This window comes from Kitasatospora sp. NPDC057692 (assembly GCF_042799475.1).
GTDB lineage: Bacteria > Actinomycetota > Actinomycetes > Streptomycetales > Streptomycetaceae > Kitasatospora.
Window position 1 is genome coordinate 1 of sequence record NZ_JBHVIV010000112.1, and the last position, 23,497, is coordinate 23,497.

Consider the following 23,497-nt stretch of genomic DNA (forward strand, 5'->3'; position numbering starts at 1 on the left):
CTTCGAGACATGCCTCGAAGCCCGCCACCGGAAGCCCTGGAGCAGGAAGTCGGCGGGGCCGACTTCCTGAAGTCCATCAAAGCCGGCGAGTTCGACCAGCACGTGTGAGTCCGGGTGGCCCCCGCTCGGCGAGAGCGAGGGCCACCCGTCGAGTGTGCCCATGCCGTCGGCGTCGGAGGAGAACTCCTGAAGCGGGTGGATCGCCCCCACGGCGTGTTAGACAGCTGCCATGACCTATTCCCGCGATCTCAGCGCCTACAGCAACTTCTCCGAGGACGTCGTGGCCGCTGGGTCCTACTACGCTTCCTTCGCGCCGCCCTACCGCCGAATCAACGTGGGTTGGCTGAGCGGAGAGCACGGGTACACGGTGGGGCCCGGCCGTGTGGACTTCCTTGCCCGGCTCCTCGACATCGTCCGTTGGCAGAACGTGAACCAGACGCGGGGCTTCCACGTCTGCGAGCTGTGCCCGCGAGGTGAAGCGCGGATCGGCCTGCTGACCGTTGAGCACAAGGGCGGTCCGCTCTTCCTGGGCAACGGTGAGATCCGCGTTCCCGCCACCGCCGGGGAGGTCTTCGCGGCGCCGACGCTCATAGCCCACTACGTGAGCAGTCACGACTACCTGCCACCGACGCCGTTCATCGATGCCGTGTTGCGCTGCCCCGAGGGATGGATGTCCGGGCCGGACGCCCCCGGCGTGCCGAGCGACGCGAAGAGGTACGACTACCGGAGCTAGGCCGCGGCCTCGCCGACGTGGAGGCGGACGGTCCCGACAGCCCCGCCGGGCTCCGGGGCGTACCCCGGAGCGGGGTTGCGGGCCCGAGAACGGGCGATGCCGGGCTTCGAGGAGGTCTCGAAGCCCGGCACCAGGTTTGCCGCGTCGGTCAGTTGTGGGCGTGGAGGTCGGCGTTGAGGCCGCCCCAGGAACCGGAGCGGGCGATGACCTCGACGGCGCCGGTCTGGGAGTTGCGGCGGAAGAGGAGGTTGTCCTGGCCGGACAGCTCGACGGCCTTGGCCACGGTGCCGTCCGGGGTGGTGACCCGGGTGCCGGCGGTGACGTAGAGGCCGGCCTCGACGACGCAGTCGTTGCCGAGGGAGATGCCGATGCCCGCGTTGGCGCCGAGCAGGCAGCGCTCGCCGACGGAGACGACCTGCTTGCCGCCGCCCGACAGGGTGCCCATGATCGAGGCGCCGCCGCCGATGTCGCTGTGGTCGCCGACCACGACGCCCGCGCTGATCCGGCCCTCGACCATCGAGGTGCCGAGGGTGCCGGCGTTGAAGTTGACGAAGCCCTCGTGCATCACGGTGGTGCCCGCGGCCAGGTGCGCGCCGAGGCGGACGCGGTCCGCGTGGGCGATGCGCACGCCGGACGGGGCGACGTAGTCGGTCAGCCGCGGGAACTTGTCGATCCCGAAGACGGCGAGCTGCCCGCCCTGGGCGCGCACGGCGAGCCGGGCCTGCTCGACCTTGTCCACCGGGACCGGGCCGATGCTGGTCCACGCGACGTTGGCCAGCAGGCCGAAGATGCCGTCCAGGTTCAGACCGTGCGGCCGGACCAGACGGTGGCTGAGCAGGTGCAGACGCAGGTAGACGTCGTGCGTGTCGAGCGGCTTCTCGTCCAGCGAGGCGATGGTGGTGCGCACGGCGACCACCTCGACGCCGCGGCGGGCGTCGGCGCGCAGCGCCTCGGCGGCGCCCGCGCCCAGCTCGGCCTCGGCCTCGGCCTGCTCGGCGGTCAGGAGGACGGTCCCGGCCGGACCGGCCTCGGCGGTCAGCGCGGGAGCCGGGTACCAGGTGTCGAGGACGGTGCCGTCCGCGGCGATGGTGGCCAGACCTGCGGCAACGGCGCCGCTCACGGGGGTGGTGGATTCTGCAGTCACATCGTGCACGTTAACGAATCCGGGCCGCCGCTGCCGAACACGCCCACCGTCCGGACCAGGCCCGTCGGCCGTCGGCGGCGGCAAAATGCGGTGCCGGGGGAGCCCGACCTCGGCAATACTCCGACGGGTGTTCATGTCGATCTCCACCACAGGTACCGCCGAGAGCCCGGCCACTGACCTGGGGTTTCTGCTGCACAAGCACCCCGGCAAGGTCCAGCGGTTCTCCACGGCGCACGGCGAGGCGCACGTCTTCTACCCGGAGGCGGGCGACGAGGCCTGCACCGCCGCGCTGCTGCTCGACGTCGACCCGATCGCCCTGGTCCGCAACGGCCGGGGCAAGGGACGCGCCGGCTCACCCGACCTCGCGCTCGCCCAGTACGTCAACGACCGCCCCTACGCGGCCTCCTCGCTGCTCGCGGTGGCGCTGCGGACGGTGTTCCGGACGGCGATGAAGGGCGTCTGCGAGGCCCGCCCCGGGCTGGCCGACCGGCCCCGCCCCCTGCGGATCTCGCTGCCGGCCGTGCCGGTCGGCGGTGGCCACACCGCCGAGGGCGCGGCCGTGGCGATGGTGGTCCGCCTCTTCGAGCCGCTGGGCTGGCAGGTGGAGGCGACGGCGATCCCGCTGGACGAGGCCTTCCCCGAGTGGGGTGAGTCGCGCTACGTCCGGCTGGAGCTGTCGGCGGAGCGGGTCCGGCTGGCCGACGCGCTCCAGCAGCTCTACGTGCTGCTGCCGGCGCTGGACGGCGCCAAGCACTACTGGGTCGCCCCGGACGAGGTCGACAAGCTGCTCGCCGCCGGCGAGGGCTGGCTGGCCGGCCACCCGGAGCGGGCCCTGATCACCCGCCGCTACCTGTCGCGGCGCTGGTCGCTGACCCGGCGGGCGATGGAGCGCCTGGAGCTGGCCCGGCTGGCGGAGGCCGACGACCGCGAGGCCGATGAGGTCGACAACGCGGTCGACGACGCCGCCGAGGAGACCGAGCACGGGCAGGGACAGGGACAGGAGCAGGACCGGAGCGAGCAGCGGCCGCCCTCGCTGGCCGAGCAGCGCCGCGCGGCGATCCTGGCCGCGCTGCGCGAGGTCGGCGCGGCGCGCGTGGCCGACCTCGGCTGCGGCCAGGGCGAGCTGATCGGCGCGCTGCTGAAGGACCCGCGCTTCACCGAGGTGCTGGGCGTGGACGTCTCGGTTCGGGCGCTGTCCGCGGCCGCCCGCCGGCTGCGGATGGACCGGATGCCGGAGCGTCAGGCGAACCGGGTGCGGCTGGTGCAGGGCGCGCTGACGTACACGGACGCGCGGCTGAAGGGCTTCGACGCGGCCGTGCTCTGCGAGGTGATCGAGCACCTGGACCTGCCGCGGCTGCCCGCCCTGGAGTACGCCGTGTTCGGCGCGGCCCGGCCGCCGGCGGTGGTCGTCACGACGCCCAACGCCGGGTACAACGTCCGGTGGGAGAGCCTGCCCGCCGGCCACCTGCGGCACGCCGACCACCGCTTCGAGTGGGACCGCGCCGAGTTCCGGACCTGGGCCGAAAGGGTCGCCGCCGCGTACGGCTACACGGTCGACATCCGCCCGGTCGGCCCGCAGGACGACGAGGTCGGCGCCCCGACCCAGCTCGCCCTGTTCCGCCTCGGCGACGGGGCGGAGCCCGGCGGGAACCCGGCCGCCGCGGACAGCACCGAGAACACCGGCAGCACCGGCAGCACGGGCAGCACCAGCAGCACCGACAGCACCGACAGCACGACGCCCGAAGGGGGCGAGACCCGATGACCGACGAGACCGACGCGATCCAGCCCGCCGACGCCGCACCGACCGCACCGACGGCACCGGCCGCCCCCCGCCGCCTGCCGGTGACCGACGTCTCCCTGGTCGTCCTGATCGGCACCAGCGGCGCGGGCAAGTCCAGCTTCGCCCGCAAGCACTTCCTACCCACCCAGGTCGTCTCCTCGGACTTCTGCCGCGGCCTGGTGGCCGACGACGAGAACGACCAGTCCGCCTCCGCCGAGGCCTTCGACGTCCTGCACTACATCGTCGGCAAGCGCCTCGCCGCCGGCCGGCTGACCGTCGTGGACGCCACCAACGTCCAGCCGGAGGCCCGCCGCCGACTGGTCGGGATCGCCCGCGACCACGACGTGCTGCCGATCGCCATCGTGCTGGACGTCCCGCCGGGCGTCTGCGCCGAGCGCAACCGCTCCCGCCCCGACCGCCAGTTGCCCGCGCACGTGGTGCCGCGCCAGCACCGCGAGCTGCGCCGCTCCCTGCGCGGCCTGGAGCGCGAGGGCTTCCGCAAGGTGCACATCCTGCGCGGCGAGGCCGAGGTCGAGGCCGCCGAGATCGTGCCGGAGAAGCGCTTCAACGACCTGCGCCACCTCACCGGCCCGTTCGACATCGTCGGCGACGTCCACGGCTGCCGCGCGGAGCTGGAGACCCTGCTCACCCGCCTCGGCTGGACCCTGGTCCGGGACGACGCGGGGCGCCCGGTGGACGCGGTGCACCCCGAGGGGCGTACGGCCGTCTTCGTCGGCGACCTGGTCGACCGCGGCCCGGACACGCCGGGCGTGCTGCGCCTGGTGATGGGCATGGTGGCGGCCGGGCACGCGATCTGCGTGCCCGGCAACCACGAGAACAAGCTCGGCCGGGCGATGGACGGCAAGAAGGTCACCGTCTCGCACGGCCTCCAGGAGTCGCTGGACCAGCTGGCGGAGGAGTCCGAGGAGTTCCGGGCCGAGGTCCGGGCGTTCATCCGCGGCCTGGTCAGCCACTACCTGCTGGACGGCGGCGCCCTCGTGGTCTGCCACGCCGGCCTGCCGGAGAAGTACCACGGCCGGGCCTCCGGCCGGGTGCGCTCGCACGCCCTGTACGGGGACACCACCGGTGAGACCGACGAGTACGGCCTGCCGGTGCGCTACCCGTGGGCGGAGGAGTACCGGGGCCGGGCGCTGGTGGTCTACGGCCACACGCCGGTTCCGGTGGCGAGCTTCCTCAACAACACCATCTGCCTGGACACCGGCGCCGTCTTCGGCGGCAGCCTGACCGCGCTGCGCTACCCGGAGCGGGAGCTGGTCGGCGTCGAGGCCGAGCAGGAGTGGTACGCGCCGGTGCGGCCGATGCGCACGGACGCGCCGGGCGCCCGCGAGGGCCGCCCGCTGGACCTCGCCGACGTGGCGGGCCGCCGGGTGGTGGAGACCTCGCTGCACGGCCGGGTCGCGGTCCGGGAGGAGAACGCGGCGGCGGCCCTGGAGGTGATGAGCCGGTTCGCGATCGACCCCCGGCTGCTCACCTACCTGCCGCCGACCATGGCGCCGAGCGCGACCTCGGGCCGGCCCGGCTACCTGGAGCACCCGGACGAGGCCTTCGCCGCCTACCGGGCCGACGGCGTCGAGCGGGTGATCTGCGAGGAGAAGCACATGGGCTCCCGCGCGGTGGTCCTGGTGGCCCGGGACGGGGCGGCGCTGGAGAAGCGGTTCGGACCGGTCGGCCCGGGCGCGATCTGGACCCGTACCGGCCGGGCGTTCCTCGGGGACGACGCGCTCACCGCCGCGGTGCTGGACCGGCTGCGGGCGGCCGCCGAGCGGTCCGGGCTGTTCGAGGAACTGCGCACCGACTGGCTGCTGCTGGACGCCGAGCTGATGCCGTGGTCGCTGAAGGCGGTCGAGCTGCTGCGCCGCCAGTACGCGGCGGTCGGCGCCGCGGCCGGCGCGGCGCTGCCGCAGGTGCTGGCCGCGCTGGAGCTGGCGGGCGGGCGCGGCCTGGACGTGGCCGCGCTGACCGGGCGCCAGCGGCAGCGCGCCGCCGACGCGCAGGCGTTCACCGAGGCGTACCGGCGGTACTGCTGGCCGACCGAGGGCCTGGCCGGGATCCGGCTGGCGCCGTTCCAGGTGCTGGCCGCCGAGGGGGCGAACCTCGCGGTGCGCCCGCACGACGAGCACCTCGCCTGGATCGACCGGCTGGTCGACGCGGACGGGGCGCTGGTGGCGGAGGCGCAGGGGGCTGAGGCCCGCGCCGAGGCCCACCCGGCGGCCCACCCGGCGGCCCACCCGGCCGCCGCCCCGCTGCTGCACCGGACCGGCCGCCTGGTGGTGGACACCGCCGACGAGGCGTCGCTCGCCGCGGGCGTCGCCTGGTGGGAGGAGCTGACAGCGGCGGGCGGCGAGGGCATGGTGGTCAAGCCGCTGGCCTCGCTGGTGCGTGGCCGGGCGGGGCAGGGCAGGCCCGGCGGGCTGGTCCAGCCCGGGGTGAAGGTGCGCGGGCGCGAGTACCTGCGGATCATCTACGGCCCGGACTACACCGAGCACCTGGACCGGCTGCGCCAGCGCTTCCTCGGGCACAAGCGCTCGCTGGCGCTGCGTGAGTACGCGCTCGGCCTGGAGGCGCTGGACCGCCTGGCGGCGGGCGAGCCGCTCTGGCGGGTGCACGAGCCGGTCTTCGCGGTCCTCGCCCTGGAGTCCGAGCCGGTTGATCCGCGACTCTGAGGGGACGGGCGGGCGGGGCGGCAGGCTTTGCATAGAAATTCTGAGCATCGTATAGACTTGCTGCTTTCCGCCCGCCCGTCACCGTCATCGTCACACCCAGGAGCCCGGCATGGCCTTCAACCTCCGGAACAGGCACTTCCTCAAGGAGCTCGACTTCACGGCCCAGGAGTTCCGCTTCCTGGTGGACCTCGCCGCCACGCTCAAGGCGGCGAAGTACGCGGGCACCGAGCAGCCCCGGCTGCGCGGCAGGAACATCGCGCTGATCTTCGAGAAGACCTCCACCCGGACGCGCTGCGCCTTCGAGGTCGCCGCCCACGACCAGGGCGCCACCACCACCTACCTGGACCCGGCTGGCTCGCAGATCGGCCACAAGGAGTCGATCAAGGACACCGCCCGGGTGCTCGGCCGGATGTTCGACGGCATCGAGTACCGCGGCCACGGCCAGGCGGTGGTCGAGGAGCTGGCCGCGCACGCGGGGGTGCCGGTCTGGAACGGCCTCACCGACGAGTGGCACCCCACCCAGATGCTCGCCGACGTGCTCACCGTCACCGAGCACACCACCAAGCCGCTCACCGAGGTGGCGCTCGCCTACCTCGGCGACGCCCGCTCCAACATGGGCAACTCGCTGCTGGTCACCGGCGCGCTGCTGGGCCTGGACATCCGGATCGTGGCGCCGCGCGCGCTGTGGCCGGACGAGGACGTTCGCAAGGCCGCGCAGGCGCTCGCGGAGACCAGCGGCGCCCGGATCACCCTCACCGAGGACGTCGCCGAGGGTGTGGCCGGGGCCGACTTCCTCTACACCGACGTCTGGGTCTCGATGGGCGAGCCCAAGGAGGTCTGGGCCGAGCGGATCGCGCTGCTCAAGCCGTACCAGGTGTCGATGGAGACCGTGCGCGCCACCGGCAACCCCCACGTGAAGTTCCTGCACTGCCTGCCGGCCTTCCACGACCTGGGCACGGTGGTCGGCCGGCAGCTGTTCGAGGAGACCGGCATGGCCGAGCTGGAGTGCACCGACGAGCTGTTCGAGTCGACGCACTCGGTGGTCTTCGACCAGGCCGAGAACCGCCTGCACACCATCAAGGCGGTCCTGGTCGCCACCCTCGGCGGCTGACGGCGGCCGCTACCGCGCCCCGTCCGCGCCCTCCAGGTTCACACAGGCGGCCCGGTCGGCCGCGCCGTGTGCCCCGGCCGGCTCGCCCGCGTGCAGCACCAGCGAGCGGGCCTCGCCCGCCCGGGGCCGCCAGGCCACCGCGGCGGAGGCACCGCCCCCGCCCCGCCCGTCGGTGCGCAGGGTGAGCCGCAGCTCGTTGCGCTCGTTGGCGTACGCGGGGTCGGTGGACGGGCTGACCGGGTCCACCACGTCCTGGTAGTGCGGGCCGGACGCGGCCGGGTCGGCCCCGCATGCCCGGGTGTGCAGGTGCACCGGGAACGCGTGGTCGGCGGCCACCCCGGCCACGGTCACGGTCAGGACGGTCCGCCCGGGCAGCGAGCGGTCCACCACCACCCGGACGTGCGAGCCGTACGGCACCAGGTCCGGCGCGTGGCTGACGGCGGCCGGCGGGACGAACGCGGTGGCCGGGTCGAAGTCGGCCTCGGTGACCGCGAACGGGGCCGCGAACGGGCCGGCGGCGGGCGCCAGCAGGGCGAACGGGAGCAGCGCGGCGGCGAGCGGAGCGGGCATCGGCGAACCTCTTCGTGTGGGGGCCGGGAGGCCGGACGCCCCGTTCAACGGCGCGCACCGCCCCCCGGACACGCCCCCGCACCCGCCCGCGCCACCCGCCCGTGCTACCCGTCGGCCCGCCGGATCCCCCGGATCTCGCAGCGCGGTCCGCTGGCCCGCATCAGCCGAAGGTCGGCCGTGACCAGCGGCGCCCCGAACCGCTCCGCCACCGCCACGTAGGCGGCGTCGTCCGGGGTGAGGTTGTCCTTCAGCTCCCAGATCCGCCCGAGCAGCGGTTCGACCGGGACCTTCCGGATCGCCAGCCCGGGCAGTTCGGCGGCGAGTTCGCCGACCCGTTCGGCGGTGAGCTCGCGCGCGAGGTAGAGGCCGCGCAGCGACTGCATCACCTCGATGACGACGTGCTCGGGCGCCACCCACTCGCCGCCCGCGGCCAGCTCGGCACGCGCCGCGTTCCCGCGCTCGCCCTCGTCGGCCAGCGCCAGCACCAGCGCGGACGCGTCCACCACGATCACCGTCGGCCCCCTGTCATTCCCGGCGTGTCACTCCGGGGTCACCGTACCGGGGCGGGGTCGCCGGTCGCCGGGTCGGCCGGAACGTAGACCGTGGTGTAGCGCGGAGTGGAGAGCGGCTCCGGCTGGAACGGCTGGACGGCCTGCTCGGCCTGCTGCGCAGTCCCGGGGGTGATCCAGTCCTGGAAGCCGGCGGTCATCGCGAGGGCCTTGAGCTGGTCGAGGCTGAGCGGCAGCCCGCTGCGGGTCAGCGTGTAGCCGGAGGCGCCGGCCACCTTCGCCGCATTGGTGACACGGACCCGTACCTGGGTGTGGTCGGCGCGCAGGAGGTCGACGGTGCGGACGAGGCGGTCGCCCTCGGCCTGCTCGGTGACGAGCAGGAGACCGCCGTCGGGAAGCACGGCGTCGGAACAGTGCTGGAGCTGATTGACGAAGTTGGCCATGCCGCAGCTGAAGTCGTACGCGACGTGGCTCCGGGCCCTGGCCTGGTCGGTGCTGTCGCCGTAGTAGTTGTCGCCGCCGATGTTGCCGCTGACCGCGACGGTGATGGTGGCAGGACCGGTGCCGTCGTCGTAGGAAAGGGTGCCGCGACTGCGCACGCCGGGGTCTGCCGGACTGGGCCCGAAGTTCTCCGCGCTGGGCCGGCCGGGCTCGGGCCAGGGGTCGGCGCCGAAGGAGAGGTCGTTCCAGACGGCGACCGTGGAGCTGCCGGAGTAGCCGGAGGTGGTGCCGCCCGGCGGCAGGGCCTGGATGAGGGCCTGGAGGGCGGCGTGGCCGGTCAGGGCGACCTTGCCGGCGTTGGCCCCGGTGCCCGGAACCTGCTGCTCGTGCCCGGTCGATGACGCGGCCCGGATCCGGTCGTCCGCCGCGGACCCGTCGCCGGGCTGCAGGGCGACCGCGCCGCCGGTCGCCAGCACGGCGACGGCCGCGACCGCGCCGGTGACGGCGGTGCGACGCCGGCGCCGGATGCGCCGCCCCTGCGCGGCGGCGCCGGCGACCAGCGGGCCGAGGTCGGCCCCGACGCCGCCCACCGCCTGCGTGAAGGTGGCGGACAGCCCTCGGCCGTCGGCGGCGGTGTCGTTCAGTTCGTCCATGGTGGTTCCTCGGTTCCTTCCGAAAGAGTGGGACGAGCAGGTCCGTGCGAGGCGTCAGGACGCGGTGAGCTGCTCCGCGGCCTGCGGCCCGAGCACGCCGCGCAGCCGCCCGAGGGCCCGCAGCGCCTGGCTGCGCACCGCTCCGGGGCTGACGCCGAGTTCGGCGGCGGTCTCCTCGACGCTGCGGTCCTCCCAGTAGCGCAGGACCAGGACGGCCCGGTCCCGGCGGGGGAGTTCGGCGAGCGCGGCGAGCAGGGTGACCCGCAGGGCCGGGTCGCCGGCCGCCGGGGCGGTGCTGCCGGGCGGCTCCGGCAGGTCGCCGAAGGCGGGCCGTTCGCCGCTGCGCCGCAGCCGCCGGTGGGAGAGGTAGGTGCGGACGAGCACGCCGCGGGCGTAGGCGTCCTGGCTGTCGGCGCGGCGGACCTTGGGCCAGGCGGCGTAGAGCTTGGCGAGGGTCGTCTGGGTGAGGTCCTCGGCGAGGTGCCAGTCCCCGCAGAGCAGCAGGGCGGTGCGGAAGAGGTGCTGTCCGCGGGCGTGGGCGAAGGCCTCGAACTCGGTGTTCTCCCCGGCCCGTCGTGTCTTCCCGATCACGCTGTTCCCCGCCCCTCCGCGTCCGCGGGGCGGTGTCCGTCCGCCCCCTGCGCCCGGATAGACGCGTGAGCCCGGGGGCCGCGTTACGGAAGGGTTCGGCGGGGGTTCGGCGCGGATGGGCCCGGTGGGGGCAGGCTGGGGGTGGTGCCGACGTGGCGGACGTCGCGGCATGCACTATGGTTTATCTCGACATCGAGATAACTCCGCCTTACGATATATCTCGACATCAAGATACTTGCCGAGAGGCGCTCACCGGCGGTGCGGGCAAGGTCAGCCTAAGTAAGGGTGACCTTACCACCGTGGCGGCCGGATACCGCACGAAGCACCTAGAAGGAGTCAGTCGTGTCCGCGAACAGCTTCGACGCCCGCAGCTCGCTGCAGGTGGGCGACGAGTCGTACGAGATCTTCAAGCTCTCCGCCGTCGAGGGGTCCGAGCGGCTGCCCTACAGCCTCAAGGTGCTGCTGGAGAACCTGCTCCGCACCGAGGACGGCGCCAACATCACCGCCGACCACATCCGTGCCCTCGGTGACTGGGACGCCGACGCCCAGCCGAGCCAGGAGATCCAGTTCACGCCGGCCCGCGTGATCATGCAGGACTTCACCGGCGTGCCGTGCGTCGTCGACCTCGCCACCATGCGCGAGGCCGTCAAGGAGCTGGGCGGCGACCCGGCCAAGATCAACCCGCTGGCCCCGGCCGAGCTGGTCATCGACCACTCCGTCATCGCCGACAAGTTCGGCACCCCGGACGCCTTCGTCCAGAACGTCGAGATCGAGTACGGCCGCAACAAGGAGCGCTACCAGTTCCTGCGCTGGGGCCAGACCGCGTTCGACGAGTTCAAGGTCGTCCCGCCGGGCACCGGCATCGTCCACCAGGTGAACATCGAGCACCTGGCCCGCACCGTCATGGTCCGCGGCGGCCAGGCGTACCCGGACACCTGCGTCGGCACCGACTCGCACACCACCATGGTCAACGGCCTGGGCGTGCTGGGCTGGGGCGTCGGCGGCATCGAGGCCGAGGCCGCCATGCTCGGCCAGCCGGTCTCCATGCTGATCCCGCGCGTCGTCGGCTTCAAGCTGACCGGCGAGCTGCCGGCCGGCACCACCGCCACCGACCTGGTGCTCACCATCACCGAGATGCTGCGCAAGCACGGTGTGGTCGGCAAGTTCGTCGAGTTCTACGGCGACGGCATCGGCGCCATCCCGCTGGCCAACCGCGCCACCATCGGCAACATGTCGCCGGAGTTCGGCTCGACCTGCGCGATCTTCCCGATCGACGCCGAGACCATCAACTACCTGAAGCTCACCGGCCGCGACGAGCAGCAGCTCGCCCTGGTCGAGGCGTACGCCAAGGAGCAGGGCCTCTGGCACGACCCGTCGGTCGAGCCGGTCTACTCCGAGTACCTGGAGCTGGACGTCTCCACCGTCGTCCCGTCGATCTCCGGCCCGAAGCGCCCGCAGGACCGCGTGGTCCTGGCCGAGGCCGCCGAGCGCTTCGCCGAGGCGCTGCCGACCTACTCCGCCGAGGCCTCCAAGCCGACCGCCGTCACCGCCCCCGGCGGCGCGTCCTACGAGATCGACAACGGCGCGGTCGTGATCGCCTCGATCACCTCCTGCACCAACACCTCCAACCCCTCCGTCATGCTGGGCGCCGCCCTGCTGGCGAAGAAGGCCGTGGAGAAGGGCCTGACGGTCAAGCCCTGGGTCAAGACCACCCTGGCGCCCGGCTCCAAGGTCGTCATGGACTACTACGAGAAGGCCGGCCTCCTCCCGTACATGGAGAAGCTGGGCTTCAACCTGGTCGGCTACGGCTGCGTCACCTGCATCGGCAACTCGGGCCCGCTGCCCGAGGAGGTCTCGGCCGCGGTCAACGAGTCCGACCTGGCCGTCGTCTCGGTGCTCTCCGGCAACCGCAACTTCGAGGGCCGGATCAACCCCGACGTCAAGATGAACTACCTGGCCTCCCCGCCGCTGGTGGTCGCCTACGCCCTCGCCGGCAACATGAACGTCGACATCACCAAGGACGCCCTGGGCCAGGACGCCGACGGCAACGACGTCTTCCTCGCCGACATCTGGCCGTCCGAGCAGGAGGTCGCCGACACCGTCGCCGGCTCCATCGACGAGGCCATGTTCGACAAGGGCTACCAGGACGTCTTCGCCGGCGACCACCGCTGGCAGTCGCTCCCGGTCCCGACCGGCAACACCTTCGAGTGGGACGCCGAGTCCACCTACGTCCGCAAGCCCCCGTACTTCGAGGGCATGGCCAAGACCCCGAGCCCGGTGACCGACATCGCCGGCGCCCGCGTCCTGGCCAAGCTGGGCGACTCGGTCACCACCGACCACATCTCCCCGGCCGGCAACATCAAGCCGGGCACCCCGGCGGCGCAGTACCTGACCGCCAACGGTGTCGAGAAGCGCGACTTCAACTCCTACGGCTCGCGCCGCGGCAACCACGAGGTCATGATCCGCGGCACCTTCGCCAACATCCGCCTGCGCAACCAGATCGCGCCGGGCACCGAGGGCGGCTACACCCGCGACTTCACCCAGGCCGACGGCCCGGTGTCGTTCATCTACGACGCCTCGCAGAACTACCAGGCCGCCGGCACCCCGCTGGTCGTCCTGGCCGGCAAGGAGTACGGCTCCGGCTCGTCCCGCGACTGGGCCGCCAAGGGCACCGCGCTGCTCGGCGTCAAGGCCGTCATCGCCGAGTCCTACGAGCGCATCCACCGCTCGAACCTGATCGGCATGGGCGTCCTGCCCCTGCAGTTCCCGGAGGGCGAGAACGCCGACTCCCTCGGCCTGACCGGCGAGGAGACCTTCTCCTTCACCGGCGTGACCGAGCTCAACGAGGGCCGTACCCCGGCGACCGTCAAGGTCAAGGCGGTCGGCGCGGACGGCACCGCCAAGGAGTTCGACGCGGTCGTGCGCATCGACACCCCCGGTGAGGCGGACTACTACCGCAACGGCGGCATCCTGCAGTACGTGCTGCGCAGCCTGATCAACGGCTGAGTACCGCGCTGAGCGCCGAGGAGGCCGGACCGCACCTGCGGTCCGGCCTCCTCCGTCGTTCCCGGCGCTTCGCCCGCCGGCCGCCCCGGCTTTGCCGGCCTTTTGCATAGTGCGCCGACCCGGCCGGTCCTCTTGTGCGGTGCGGGGGCTATGGACTAAACCTCTTTCCCAGCTGGTCCAGACCAATTGACGCTGCTTCAGAGAATAGGTCCGGTATGCCCATTCGCCGCCCCGCCCTGCTCGCCGCCGCCACCGTCGCCGCGCTGCTCGCCTCCACCGCCGCCACCGCCACGGCCCATGCCGCCGACGGCGCCAAGGGCCCCAAGCTCAAGGGCCAGCGGGTCGGCTACTTCACCCAGTGGGGCGCCGACAGCTCCGCCAAGCGCGTCCAGGAGACCGGCCAGGCCGGGCGGCTCACCGTGATCAACTACGCCTTCGGCAACGTCTCCGCCGAGGGCACCTGCTTCGAGAGCAACGAGTCCGGCCAGGGCGACGCCTACAACGACTACCAGCGCGCCTTCTCCGCCGCCGACTCGGTGGACGGCGTCGCCGACGCCCCGGGCCAGGCACTGAAGGGCCACTTCAACCAGCTGCGCAAGCTCAAGGCGCAGAACCCGCAGCTCAAGGTCGTCATCTCGCTGGGCGGCTGGAGCTGGTCCAAGTACTTCTCGGACGCCGCCGCCAGTGACGAGGCCCGCAAGAAGTTCGTCTCCTCCTGCATCGACCTCTACATGAAGGGCGACGTGCCGCGGCTGGCCGACTCCCCGGAGGGCGGCGCCGGCGCGGCCGCGGGCGTCTTCGACGGCATCGACGTCGACTGGGAGTACCCGGGCGGCGGCGGTGACGCGGGCAACGTGGTCCGCCCCGAGGACGGCCGCAACTTCACCCTGCTGATGGCCGAGTTCCGCAAGCAGCTGGACGGGCTGGCCGCCGAGCGCGCCGAGGCCGCGGGCAGGGGCAAGGGCAAGAAGCCCGAGCACTACCTGCTGACCGCCGCCGTCGCCGCCAACGAGACCGTCGCCGACCGGCTGGAGCTGCCCCAGCTGTCGGCCTCCGTCGACTGGCTCAACCTCATGACCTACGACCTGCACGGGCCGTGGGAGGGCAAGGGCCCGGCCAACCACCAGGCCCCGCTCTACTCCGACCCCACCGACCCGGACGCCCGCCAGCGCAGCGCCGACAAGGCCGTCGACCACTACGCCCAGCGCGGCCTGCCCTCCCAGCAGACCGTCCTCGGCGCGCCGTTCTACGGCCACGGCTGGACCGGCGTGCCGGCCGGCAGCCGCGGGGGCCTCTACCAGAAGGCCACCGGCACCGTGCCGGACCTCTCCTACAAGGAGATCAACGCGCTGCCCGGCACCACCTACCTGGACCGCGACCACGGCGCGTCCTGGAAGTACGACGGCAACACCTTCTACAGCTTCGACTCGGCCGAGGTGCTCACCGCGAAGGCCCGCTACGCCCGCTGGAACGACCTGGCCGGTGTGATGGTCTGGTCGCTGGACGGCGACGACGCGCAGGGCAGCGGGATCGCCGCCCTGGACAAGGGCCTGCGCGGCAAGTGAGCCGGCGCTGACCGCCCGCTGAGAACGGGAGGGCCCGCCGCGACGCGCGTCGCGGCGGGCCCTCCCGTCGGTCGGCTCAGACCCGGTCGCAGGCCTGCGCCCGCAGGGCGCGGGCCAGGTCGTCCCGGCGCTCCAGCACCAGCCTGCGCAGCGCGGGCGCCGCGTCCGGGTGCCCGGCCAGCCAGCCGTCCGCCTCGGCCAGGGTGGCCTCGTCCACCTGCGCCTGCGGGAAGAAGCCGCCGACGATGCGCATCGCGATCTCGATCGTCCGCTCGGCCCAGACCCGCTCCAGCAGCTTGAAGTAGGGCCCGGCGTACAGGGCGGTCAGGTCGCGGTGCCCGGGCACCGCGAAGCCGGCGATGTTGGCCTCGACCAGCGCGTTGGGCAGCTCGTCGGAGTCGATCACGGCGGACCAGGCGGCGGCCTTGGCCTCCGGGGTGGGGCGGGCGGCCAGGCACTGGGTGTGCTGGCGGCGGCCTCCGGCGGTGTTGTCGGCGGCGAGCTCCCCGGCCAGCTCCTCCTCGCCGGCCTGGCCGGCCGCGGCCAGCGCCAGCCACAGCGACCAGCGCAGCTCCTGGTCGACCTCCAGGCCGTCGATCCGGGCGGTGCCGGCCAGCAGGCCGCGGACCAGGCCGAGGTGCTCGGAGCCGTTCGCGGTCTGCGCCAGGAAGCGGGCCCAGGCCAGCTGGTGGTCGCCGCCGGGGGCGGCGGCGCGCAGCTCGTGCAGCGCGCCGTCGGCGAGCAGCCGGCCGCCCTCGCCGCGCCAGGCCGGGTCGGCGTAGAGGTCGACGGCGCCCTTGGCCTGGGTGTGCAGCGACTGCAGGACACCGATGTTGGCCTCCTGGCCGGCGAACCGCAGCACCAGCGCGACGTAGTCGCGGGCCGGCATCAGGGCGTCCCGGGTGAGGTTCCAGACGGCGGACCAGGCGAGCGCGCGGGCCAGGTCGTCCTTGATGTCGCCGAGGCCGGTGCGCAGGGTCTCCAGCGACTCCTCGTCGAAGCGGATCTTGCAGTAGGTCAGGTCGTCGTCGTTGAGCAGGACGAGCGCGGGCCGGGCGAGGCCGACGGCCTCGGCGACGGCGGTGCGGGCGCCGGTGACGTCCAGTTCGAAGCGCGCGGTGCGCACCAGCGCGCCGTCGTCGTCCCGGTCGTAGAGGCCGACCGCGATCCGGTGCGGGCGCAGCACCTCGCCGTCCTGGAGGACGGCGAGCTCGGTGATCCGGCCCTCGGCGTCGGCGGTGAGCTGCGGGGTGAGGGTGTTGACGCCGGCGGTCTGCAGCCAGGCGGCGGCCCAGGACTCGAGGTCGCGGCCGCTGGTCTCCTCCAGGATGTCCAGCAGGTCGGCGAGTTCGGTGTTGCCGAAGGCGTGCCGCTGGAAGTAGCGGCGGGCGCCCTCGAAGAAGGCCTCGGCCCCGGCGTAGGCCACCAGCTGCTTGAGCACCGAGGCGCCCTTGGCGTAGGTGATGCCGTCGAAGTTGAGCTTGGCGTCCTCGAGGTCGCGGATGTCCGCGGTGATCGGGTGGGTGGTGGGGAACTGGTCCTGCCGGTAGGCCCAGGCCTTGCGCTGGTTGGCGAAGGTGACCCAGGCCGACTGGTAGCGGGTGCCGGCGCCGACCAGGCCGTAGGAGCCCATGAAGTCGGCGAAGGACTCCTTCAGCCACAGGTCGTCCCACCAGCGCATGGTGACCAGGTCGCCGAACCACATGTGCGCCATCTCGTGCAGGACGACGTTGGCGCGGCCCTCGTAGGCGGCGTCGGTGACCTTCGAGCGGAAGACGAACTCCTCGCGGAAGGTGACGCAGCCGGGGTTCTCCATGGCGCCGATGTTGTACTCGGGGACGAACGCCTGGTCGTACTTGCCGAAGGGGTACGGGTAGGCGAACCGCTCGTGGAAGAAGTCGAGTCCGAGCTTGGTGACGCCGAGGATCTCGTCGGCGTCGAAGTACGGGGCGAGCGAGCGGCGGCACATCGCGGAGAGCGGGATGTCCAGCACGGTGCCGTCGTCGAGGGTGCGGCTGTAGTGGTCGCGGGCGACGTGGTAGGGACCGGCGACGACGGCGGTGAGGTACGTGGAGATCGGCTGCGTCGGCGCGAACTCCCAGGTGCGGGCGCCGTCCTCGGCGGTGACGGCCTGGTGCGGCGCGTTGGACCAGACGTCCCAGGCGGCCGGCGCGCTGACGGTGAAGGTGAAGGGGGCCTTCAGGTCGGGCTGTTCGAAGGTGGCGAAGACCCGGCGGGCGTCGGCGGGCTCGTAGTGGGTGTAGAGGTAGGTCTCGCCGTCGGCGGGGTCGGTGAAGCGGTGCAGGCCCTCGCCGGTGCGGCTGTAGGCGCAGTCGGCCTCGACGGTGAGTACGTTCTCGGCGGCGAGGCCGTCGACGTGCACCCGGGCGCCGTCGTAGGCGGCGGCCGGGTCGAGGGCGCGGCCGTTGAGGGTGACGGCGCGCACGGCGGGGGCGAGCAGGTCGACGAAGGTCGACGCGCCCGGCTCGGCGCAGCGGAAGGCGATGGTGGTGGTGGAACGGAAGGTGGCGGCCGCGGGGTCGGGGGCCGAGGTCACGTCCAGCCGGACGCGGTAGGCGTCCACGGTGAGGATGCTGGCCCGCTGCTGGGCTTCGTCGCGGCTCAGGTTCTTGCCCGGCACGGCGGTACTCCTTTGTCCGGCTCGCACGGTGGTGCGGTCTTCGCTGGTGCGGTGGTGCGGCGCGCTGTGGTGCTGCGGGGGCATCCTTTCACGCCCCCCGCGCCGGTACCATTGCACAACTCGGACGGGTGGGCCGGAATCAGCGGCCCGGGCCGGGCGTTGCCGCTCTGGGGGACGGGGCCGCTGTGCCCCTACGGCTCCCGACACGCATCTTCCCGGACGATTCTCGAAGGACGACAGCCGTGACGACTTCCGCTGGTGCCGCCGGCGCCGCCGAGCGCAAGACCGCCGACTTCTGGTTCGACCCGGCCTGTCCGTGGGCCTGGATGACGTCCCGCTGGCTGATCGAGGTCCAGCAACTGCGCCCGGTGGACGTGAACTGGCACGTGATGAGCCTGTCGGTGCTCAACGAGGACCGGGACCTGCCGCCGCAGTACCGGGAGCTGCTGGACAACGCCTGGGGCGCGGTGCGGGTCTGCATCGCGGCCGCGAAGCAGCACGGCGACGAGGTGCTGGGCCGGCTCTACACCGAGCTGGGCACCCGCTTCCACAACCAGGGCCTGCCGCAGAACCGGGAGACGATCGAGGCGGCGCTGGTCGCGGCCGGGCTGCCGGTGGAGCTGGCGGAGGCGGTCGGCACCGACGCGCACGACGAGGCGCTGCGCCTGTCGCACAAGGCGGGCATCACCCTGGTCGGCGAGGACGTCGGCACCCCGGTGATCGCGGTCGAGGGCGCGGACGGCGGGCGGGTCGCGTTCTTCGGCCCGGTGGTGACGCCGATCCCGCGCGGCGAGGCCGCGGCCCGGCTGTGGGACGGCACCCTGCTGGTGGCCTCGACGCCGGGCTTCTACGAGATCAAGCGGACCCGCACCGCGAGCCCGTCCTTCGAGTAGCCGCGGGACGCACGAGCAGGGGCCCGGTACCGCGCGGTACCGGGCCCCTCCTCGTCTCCCCGTCAGCCGCGGGCGGCGTCCCGGCGCTGCTTGAGCAGCCCGGCGGCGCTGAGCAGCACGACCAGCACCCCGGCCGCGTACAGCTGCTGCCGGTTGCCCTCGGTGGTGGTCATCAGGGCGAGGATGCCGGCGACGGCGGCCATCGCGATCCAGGTCAGGTACGGGAAGCCCCACATCCGCACGGTGAGCAGTTCGGGCGCCTCGCGCTCCAGGCGGCGGCGCATCCGCAGCTGGACGACGCAGATGAACAGCCAGACGACCAGGATGGCGACGCCGGTGGTGTTCATCAGCCAGGTGAAGACGGTGGCGGGCCAGAACTTGGCGGCCAGGACGGCGGCGAAGCCGAACAGGCAGGAGGCGAGCACGGCGCGCCGGGGGACGCCGCCGGACACCTTGGCGAGGGCGCGCGGGCCCTGGCCGCGGCCGACCAGCGAGTAGGCCATCCGGGAGGCGCCGTAGATGTTGGCGTTCATCGCGGACAGCAGCGCTATCAGGACGACGAACTGCATGATCGTCCCGGCGCCGGGCACCCCGAGGTGGCGCAGCACGGTGACGTAGGGGCCGTCGGCGACGACCGCCGGGTCCTTCCAGGAGACCAGGGTGACGACCAGCGCCATCGAGCCGATGTAGAAGACCGCGATCCGCCAGACGGCGGTGCGCACGGCGTTGGCGACGTTGCGCCGGGGGTCCTTGGACTCGGCGGCGGCGATGGTGACGGTCTCCAGGCCGCCGTAGGCGAAGACGGAGGCGAGCAGGCCGACGATCAGTCCGCTGACGCCGGTGGGCAGGAAGCCGCCCTGGCCGGTGAGGTTGGCGGTGCCGGGGGCGCCGGGGCCGAGCACGCCGGCGACGCCGAGGCCGCCCAGCACCAGGAAGGCGATGATCGCGGCGACCTTGACGGCGGCGAACCAGAACTCGAACTCGCCGAAGTTCTTCACCGCGGTGAGGTTGCTGGCGCAGAAGAACACCATGAACAGGGCGACCCAGATCCAGGCGGAGACGCCGGGGATCCAGCCGTTGACGATCTTTCCGGCGGCGGTGGCCTCGGCGGCGACGCCGCAGCAGAGCATCACCCAGTACATCCAGCCGGCGGTGATCCCGGCCCAGGGGCCGAGCTCCTTCTCGGCGTGCACGGAGAAGGAGCCGGAGGCCGGGCGGGCCGCGGACATCTCGCCGAGCATCCGCATGATCAGCATGACCAGCAGGCCGGAGAGCACGAAGGCCAGGATGATGGCGGGTCCGGCCGCGGCGATGCCCGCGCCGGAGCCGACGAACAGGCCGGCGCCGATGACGCCGCCGAGCGCGATCATCGAGAGGTGGCGCTGCTTGAGCCCGTGCGAGAGCTGCTGGCCGGCGGCCGGGGAATCGGGTGCGCTGGTCCCGGGCGGCGCGGTGGTCGCGGAGGTGGGGGCCATGGGGGGTGGATCCAGACTGTTCGACATGCGGTGCGAGCTGTCCAATATCCGGTGACGCGGCTGTGCATGCCAAGAATGTCCGGTCCGGGATCAGCATGCGGACCCCATGGTGACAGTCCGGGCGCTCGCGATCACGCTCCGTCGCCCCGGTGGGTCGGGACCCGACAAGGAGGGCGGCCGGGGCTTTGTCCGGATCCCTGACGGTGTTCGGCGTGATCGCCGCGTAGGTTCGGAGTGATCACCCACTCGATCCGCTGATCCTTCGATCGTCCGGATCCCGCCGTGCCGAGGAGAAGCCCGATGGCCACCGCCAGCACCCCCGTTCCGAGCCGCGCCGTTCTGGCCGACCTGCTGCCCGCCGCCGGCAGCCGGCTCGGCACCCAGGCCCGCGACCTCGCCCTGGTCGCCGGCGGCGCCGCGCTCACCGGCCTGGCCGCCCAGCTGTCGGTGAACGTCCCCGGCTCCCCGGTGCCGGTCACCGGCCAGACCTTCGCCGCCCTGCTGGTCGGCACCGCGCTCGGCACCCGCCGCGGCGTCGCCTCGCTCGGCCTCTACCTGCTGGCCGGCATGGCGGGCGTGCCGTGGTTCGCCGAGGGCGCCTCCGGCTGGTCGATGCCCTCGCTCGGCTACGCGATCGGCTTCGTGCTGGCCGCCGGCCTGGTCGGCGCGCTGGCCCGGCGCGGCGCCGACCGCTCGCCGGCCCGCACCGCCGTCGCGATGGTCCTCGGCAGCCTCGCCATCTACGCGGTCGGCGTGCCCTACCTCGCGTTCGCCCTCGACGTCCCGCTGGCACGCGCCGCCGAGCTCGGCCTCTACCCGTACCTGGTCGGCGACGCCCTGAAGGCCGCCCTCGCGGCCGGCGCCCTCCCGCTGGCCTGGAAGCTCCTCGGCCGCCGCTGAGAGCGGCCGGTCCCGCCGGACGCGTCGCCCCCTGCGGAGCCCGGGTCCGCGCGCATGCCACACTCATGGGCATGCGCGTGTACCTGGGCTCCGACCATGCCGGATACGAACTGAAGAACCACCTCGTGGAGTGGCTCAAGGAGGCCGGCCACGAGCCGGTCGACTGCGGGCCGCACATCTACGACGCCCTCGACGACTACCCGCCGTTCTGCCTGCGCGCCGCCGAGCGCACCGCCTCCGACCCGCAGTCGCTGGGCATCGTGATCGGCGGTTCGGGCAACGGCGAGGCGATCGCCGCCAACAAGGTCAAGGGCGTCCGTGCGGCGCTGGCCTGGAGCGAGCAGACCGCCGCGCTCGGCCGCGAGCACAACAACGCCAACGTGATCTCCATCGGCGGGCGGATGCACACCGAGGACGAGGCCACCAGGTTCGTCGAGGTCTTCCTCAACACCCCGTACAGCGGCGACGAGCGGCACACCCGCCGGATCGACATGCTCAGCGTGTACGAGACCACCGGCGAGCTCCCGCCGATCCCGGCCCACCACCCGCAGCAGGAGGGCTGACCCCTCCCGCCCGTCCCGCCCCCTCCCGGCGGCCGGACGGCGGCTGGGAGCCCGCTGGGAGACCACTCGAAGACCGCTGTGTGATCGGCCACAGCGCGCGCACCGGCGCGCCCCGCGCGCGACCGCCCGCGCGACGGAGCGCGCCGTCCGGGCGGTTCGTACGCCCTGTGCCCGTACGCCTCCTGACGCTCCGGCCGCAGCCCTGCGCAATCGGCCGAAACCCGCTGACGCGCCCGCGCCACCCCGCCCCCGCCCCCGCCCGGCCCGTCGACGCCGGGCGGGGGCGCTGGATATGGTCGGTCCTCATGGCTGGCAGAGCGCCGGGCACACCGCCCCAGACGACTGCGACGAGGCCCGGCGCCGCCCCGGCGTCCGACCCCGTGACGGCCCGGTTGCGCAAGAGGCTCCGCCGGGTCCGCCGAAGGCTGCGCACCGCCGCTGTGGACTGGTTCCGCGGCGGCGCCGCCGACTGGCCGGTGCTCTGCGCGCTCTCCCTGCTGGTCCCGCTGCTGATCCTGCTCAACGTCTGGTGGCCCGCCTGGGCCCCGCCCACCGCGCTGGTCCTGCCGATCCTGGCGGCGGCCCTGCTGCTGCGCCCCGGTTCGCTGGTGGTGCTCTACGCGCTGGCCGCGCTCGGCCTGTCCGCCGAGTCGGTCATCCACACCGGCCAGCGGGTGGCCAGCGACCACCCCGAGGCCTACACCTACGGGGTCACCCCCGGCGCCGCCCTGGTGGTCGGCGCGGCCGGGGTCGGCGGCCTGCTGCTGGCCCAGTTCCGCAGCCGGGTCGGCGTGCCCTGGTGGGGCGGCTCGACGATGCTCTTCGACCTGCGCGAGCGGCTGCGGGTGCAGAGCCGGGTGCCCCGGCTGCCGGACGGCTGGCACGCCGACATGGCGCTGCGCCCGGCCGGCGGGCAGTCCTTCTCGGGCGACTTCGTGGTCGCCGACCGCACCGGCCCCGGCCGGCGGGTGCTGGAGGTGGTCCTCGCGGACGTCTCCGGCAAGGGCATGGACGCCGGCTCGCGGGCGCTGCTGCTCTCCGGCGCGTTCGGCGGGCTGCTCGGCTCGCTGCCCGCGCACGACTTCCTGCCCGCCGCCAACGGCTACCTGCTGCGGCAGTCCTGGGAGGAGGGCTTCGCGACCGCCGTGCACCTGGTGCTGGACCTGGACACCGGCGAGTACGAGCTGCTCTCGGCCGGGCACCTGCCCGGGATGCAGCGGCTGGCGGGCGCCGGCCGCTGGGAGGTCAAGGAGGCGCTGGAGGGCCCGGCGCTCGGCATCTACGACGGCGCCAAGTTCGAGGGCGTGCGGGGGCGGCTGAACCGCGGCGACGTCCTGATGCTGTGCACCGACGGCATGGTCGAGGCGCCCGGCCGGGACCTCTCGGAGGGAATGGACCGGCTGATGGGCGAGGCGGACCGGCTGGTGCCGGGCGGCGGCCCGGGAGCCGTCGGCGGCGCGGCGTCCCGGCTGATCGAGACGGTCGCCCGGGACATCAACGACGACCGCGCGGTCCTGCTGTTCTGGCGCGACTGAGCGGCGCGGAACGGGGGCTCCGGGCCCCCTCGCGCGGGCGGCGCGGCGGCATGTGCCAACGGCAGCTGCTTGTCAAGCCCCGGAGCTGATCTTCAGCCAATTCCGTCACCCCGCGAGCAGAGCGGACCTGCCGGTTCCGGTCCGCCCCGCCGGACGTTTCCCGGCCGCTCAGCGGCGCCCCGCCGACGATTCGTCAGGATGTCTCGGCTATCGTCTCGGTCGGCGGAAACTCGTCTCGCATCGCAGGATATCGGCGTTCGACCGACTGTCAGACCTTTACGCAATCGGCACGGTCGACCACACTGAGTCCGGGCGGGACTGTTCAGGATTCGGGGGATGGGGGGCGTCACATGCGGCACGACGGACACCGTGCGGTCGTAGCGTGCGGCCTTCCCTCCGGCCTCGACGTGCCGGACGATCTGCCGTTCCGCCTCGGGACCGTCGGACAGGCCGGGGTCCGGCTTCACAGGGGCCGTCAGCCGGTGGCGCCCCGCTATGAAACGAGGAAGTGAGTCCGGGTGGCACTCTCCGTCTCCGCGCTGGTCCTGTTCGGCATCATCTGCTTCATCTTCATCCGCCAGAAGCAGCTGAAGCCCGGGCACTTCATCCTGGCCGCCCTGTTCGGCTTCATGCTCAACCAGAGCACCGCCGCCCAGCCGATCCAGGACTTCCTGAACGAGATCGCCAAGTCCATCTCCAACAT

Annotated in this window: 18 protein-coding genes; 11 read left to right on the forward strand and 7 right to left on the reverse strand. The window is 73.2% G+C overall.

Annotated features, from left to right (window positions below; all coding sequences use genetic code 11):
• The first annotated feature begins 229 nt into the window (after nucleotides 1-229).
• Nucleotides 230-733 (forward strand): hypothetical protein, encoded by a 504-nt coding sequence (locus ACFVFS_RS36550; protein ID WP_380629272.1) that lies wholly within the window; start codon nucleotides 230-232, stop codon nucleotides 731-733.
• A 148-nt stretch (nucleotides 734-881) separates the two neighbouring features.
• Here ACFVFS_RS36550 and dapD read toward each other — a convergent pair whose 3' ends face one another.
• Nucleotides 882-1,877, reverse strand: coding sequence for a 2,3,4,5-tetrahydropyridine-2,6-dicarboxylate N-succinyltransferase (gene dapD / locus ACFVFS_RS36555; protein ID WP_380629273.1), 996 nt, complete (start codon nucleotides 1,875-1,877; stop codon nucleotides 882-884).
• Between the two features lie 127 nt (nucleotides 1,878-2,004).
• On the opposite strand from dapD, the gene ACFVFS_RS36560 reads away from it, so the two are divergent.
• The 3 genes from ACFVFS_RS36560 (at nucleotide 2,005) to argF (ending at nucleotide 7,452) form a co-directional block, all read left to right on the forward strand.
• Nucleotides 2,005-3,639, forward strand: a complete 1,635-nt coding sequence (locus tag ACFVFS_RS36560; protein WP_380629274.1) for a 3' terminal RNA ribose 2'-O-methyltransferase Hen1 — start codon at nucleotides 2,005-2,007, stop codon at nucleotides 3,637-3,639.
• On the forward strand, nucleotides 3,636-6,341 hold the full coding sequence (locus ACFVFS_RS36565; RefSeq protein ID WP_380629275.1) for a polynucleotide kinase-phosphatase: 2,706 nt from the start codon (nucleotides 3,636-3,638) through the stop codon (nucleotides 6,339-6,341). Before ACFVFS_RS36560 ends, ACFVFS_RS36565 begins: the two co-directional genes overlap by 4 nt.
• A 109-nt stretch (nucleotides 6,342-6,450) precedes the next feature.
• The gene (gene argF, locus ACFVFS_RS36570) at nucleotides 6,451-7,452 is read left to right on the forward strand and encodes an ornithine carbamoyltransferase (RefSeq protein ID WP_380629276.1); all 1,002 of its coding nucleotides are present in this window, start codon (nucleotides 6,451-6,453) and stop codon (nucleotides 7,450-7,452) included.
• 9 nt (nucleotides 7,453-7,461) lie between these two features.
• On the opposite strand, the gene ACFVFS_RS36575 is transcribed toward argF, so the two are convergent.
• The 4 genes from ACFVFS_RS36575 to ACFVFS_RS36590 all read right to left on the reverse strand — a co-directional run bounded on the left by ACFVFS_RS36575 (nucleotide 7,462) and on the right by ACFVFS_RS36590 (nucleotide 10,216).
• Nucleotides 7,462-8,022, reverse strand: a complete 561-nt coding sequence (locus tag ACFVFS_RS36575; RefSeq protein WP_380629277.1) for a superoxide dismutase family protein — start codon at nucleotides 8,020-8,022, stop codon at nucleotides 7,462-7,464.
• 104 nt (nucleotides 8,023-8,126) lie between these two features.
• Nucleotides 8,127-8,534 (reverse strand): type II toxin-antitoxin system VapC family toxin, encoded by a 408-nt coding sequence (locus ACFVFS_RS36580; protein ID WP_376095899.1) that lies wholly within the window; start codon nucleotides 8,532-8,534, stop codon nucleotides 8,127-8,129.
• A 38-nt stretch (nucleotides 8,535-8,572) separates the two neighbouring features.
• Entirely contained in the window at nucleotides 8,573-9,625 is a 1,053-nt protein-coding gene (locus tag ACFVFS_RS36585) for a hypothetical protein (RefSeq protein ID WP_380629278.1), read from the reverse strand.
• A gap of 54 nt (nucleotides 9,626-9,679) precedes the next feature.
• Nucleotides 9,680-10,216 (reverse strand): SigE family RNA polymerase sigma factor, encoded by a 537-nt coding sequence (locus ACFVFS_RS36590; protein WP_380629280.1) that lies wholly within the window; start codon nucleotides 10,214-10,216, stop codon nucleotides 9,680-9,682.
• A gap of 342 nt (nucleotides 10,217-10,558) precedes the next feature.
• Between ACFVFS_RS36590 and acnA the strand changes: the two genes are divergently transcribed.
• Nucleotides 10,559-13,222: an aconitate hydratase AcnA gene (gene acnA, locus ACFVFS_RS36595; RefSeq protein WP_380629281.1), complete on the forward strand. Its 2,664-nt coding sequence runs from the start codon at nucleotides 10,559-10,561 to the stop codon at nucleotides 13,220-13,222.
• Between the two features lie 215 nt (nucleotides 13,223-13,437).
• Nucleotides 13,438-14,787, forward strand: a complete 1,350-nt coding sequence (locus tag ACFVFS_RS36600) for a glycoside hydrolase family 18 protein (protein WP_380629282.1) — start codon at nucleotides 13,438-13,440, stop codon at nucleotides 14,785-14,787.
• Nucleotides 14,788-14,863: 76 nt separating this feature from the next.
• On the opposite strand, the gene pepN is transcribed toward ACFVFS_RS36600, so the two are convergent.
• A complete protein-coding gene (gene pepN, locus ACFVFS_RS36605; RefSeq protein ID WP_380629283.1) occupies nucleotides 14,864-17,428 on the reverse strand; it encodes an aminopeptidase N in 2,565 nt (854 codons plus the stop codon).
• Between the two features lie 242 nt (nucleotides 17,429-17,670).
• On the opposite strand from pepN, the gene ACFVFS_RS36610 reads away from it, so the two are divergent.
• Nucleotides 17,671-18,321, forward strand: a complete 651-nt coding sequence (locus tag ACFVFS_RS36610) for a DsbA family protein (RefSeq protein WP_380629284.1) — start codon at nucleotides 17,671-17,673, stop codon at nucleotides 18,319-18,321.
• 62 nt (nucleotides 18,322-18,383) lie between these two features.
• On the opposite strand, the gene ACFVFS_RS36615 is transcribed toward ACFVFS_RS36610, so the two are convergent.
• Nucleotides 18,384-19,796, reverse strand: a complete 1,413-nt coding sequence (locus tag ACFVFS_RS36615) for an amino acid permease (protein ID WP_380629285.1) — start codon at nucleotides 19,794-19,796, stop codon at nucleotides 18,384-18,386.
• A 300-nt stretch (nucleotides 19,797-20,096) separates the two neighbouring features.
• Here ACFVFS_RS36615 and ACFVFS_RS36620 point away from each other — a divergent pair, with 300 nt between their 5' ends.
• The 4 genes from ACFVFS_RS36620 to ACFVFS_RS36635 form a co-directional block, all read left to right on the forward strand.
• Nucleotides 20,097-20,696: a biotin transporter BioY gene (locus ACFVFS_RS36620; protein WP_380629286.1), complete on the forward strand. Its 600-nt coding sequence runs from the start codon at nucleotides 20,097-20,099 to the stop codon at nucleotides 20,694-20,696.
• Between the two features lie 71 nt (nucleotides 20,697-20,767).
• Nucleotides 20,768-21,259 carry a ribose-5-phosphate isomerase gene (locus ACFVFS_RS36625; RefSeq protein ID WP_380629287.1) on the forward strand — a complete coding sequence of 164 codons (492 nt, stop codon included), beginning with the start codon at nucleotides 20,768-20,770 and terminating at the stop codon, nucleotides 21,257-21,259.
• Nucleotides 21,260-21,651: 392 nt separating this feature from the next.
• The gene (locus ACFVFS_RS36630) at nucleotides 21,652-22,794 is read left to right on the forward strand and encodes a PP2C family protein-serine/threonine phosphatase (RefSeq protein ID WP_380629288.1); all 1,143 of its coding nucleotides are present in this window, start codon (nucleotides 21,652-21,654) and stop codon (nucleotides 22,792-22,794) included.
• Between the two features lie 518 nt (nucleotides 22,795-23,312).
• A partial coding sequence (locus ACFVFS_RS36635; RefSeq protein ID WP_380629289.1) for a hypothetical protein occupies nucleotides 23,313-23,497 on the forward strand: 185 nt, incomplete at its 3' end.

Excerpts from the sequence above, each read along its gene's own strand:
- ACFVFS_RS36550 (WP_380629272.1), top strand. The coding sequence starts at position 230 with ATGACCTATTCCCGCGATCTCAGCGCCTACAGCAACTTCTCCGAGGAC.
- ACFVFS_RS36565 (WP_380629275.1), top strand. The coding sequence starts at position 3,636 with ATGACCGACGAGACCGACGCGATCCAGCCCGCCGACGCCGCACCGACC.
- argF (WP_380629276.1), top strand. The coding sequence starts at position 6,451 with ATGGCCTTCAACCTCCGGAACAGGCACTTCCTCAAGGAGCTCGACTTC.
- ACFVFS_RS36575 (WP_380629277.1), bottom strand. The coding sequence starts at position 8,022 with ATGCCCGCTCCGCTCGCCGCCGCGCTGCTCCCGTTCGCCCTGCTGGCG.
- ACFVFS_RS36585 (WP_380629278.1), bottom strand. The coding sequence starts at position 9,625 with ATGGACGAACTGAACGACACCGCCGCCGACGGCCGAGGGCTGTCCGCC.
- ACFVFS_RS36600 (WP_380629282.1), top strand. The coding sequence starts at position 13,438 with ATGCCCATTCGCCGCCCCGCCCTGCTCGCCGCCGCCACCGTCGCCGCG.
- ACFVFS_RS36615 (WP_380629285.1), bottom strand. The coding sequence starts at position 19,796 with ATGGCCCCCACCTCCGCGACCACCGCGCCGCCCGGGACCAGCGCACCC.
- ACFVFS_RS36620 (WP_380629286.1), top strand. The coding sequence starts at position 20,097 with ATGGCCACCGCCAGCACCCCCGTTCCGAGCCGCGCCGTTCTGGCCGAC.
- ACFVFS_RS36625 (WP_380629287.1), top strand. The coding sequence starts at position 20,768 with ATGCGCGTGTACCTGGGCTCCGACCATGCCGGATACGAACTGAAGAAC.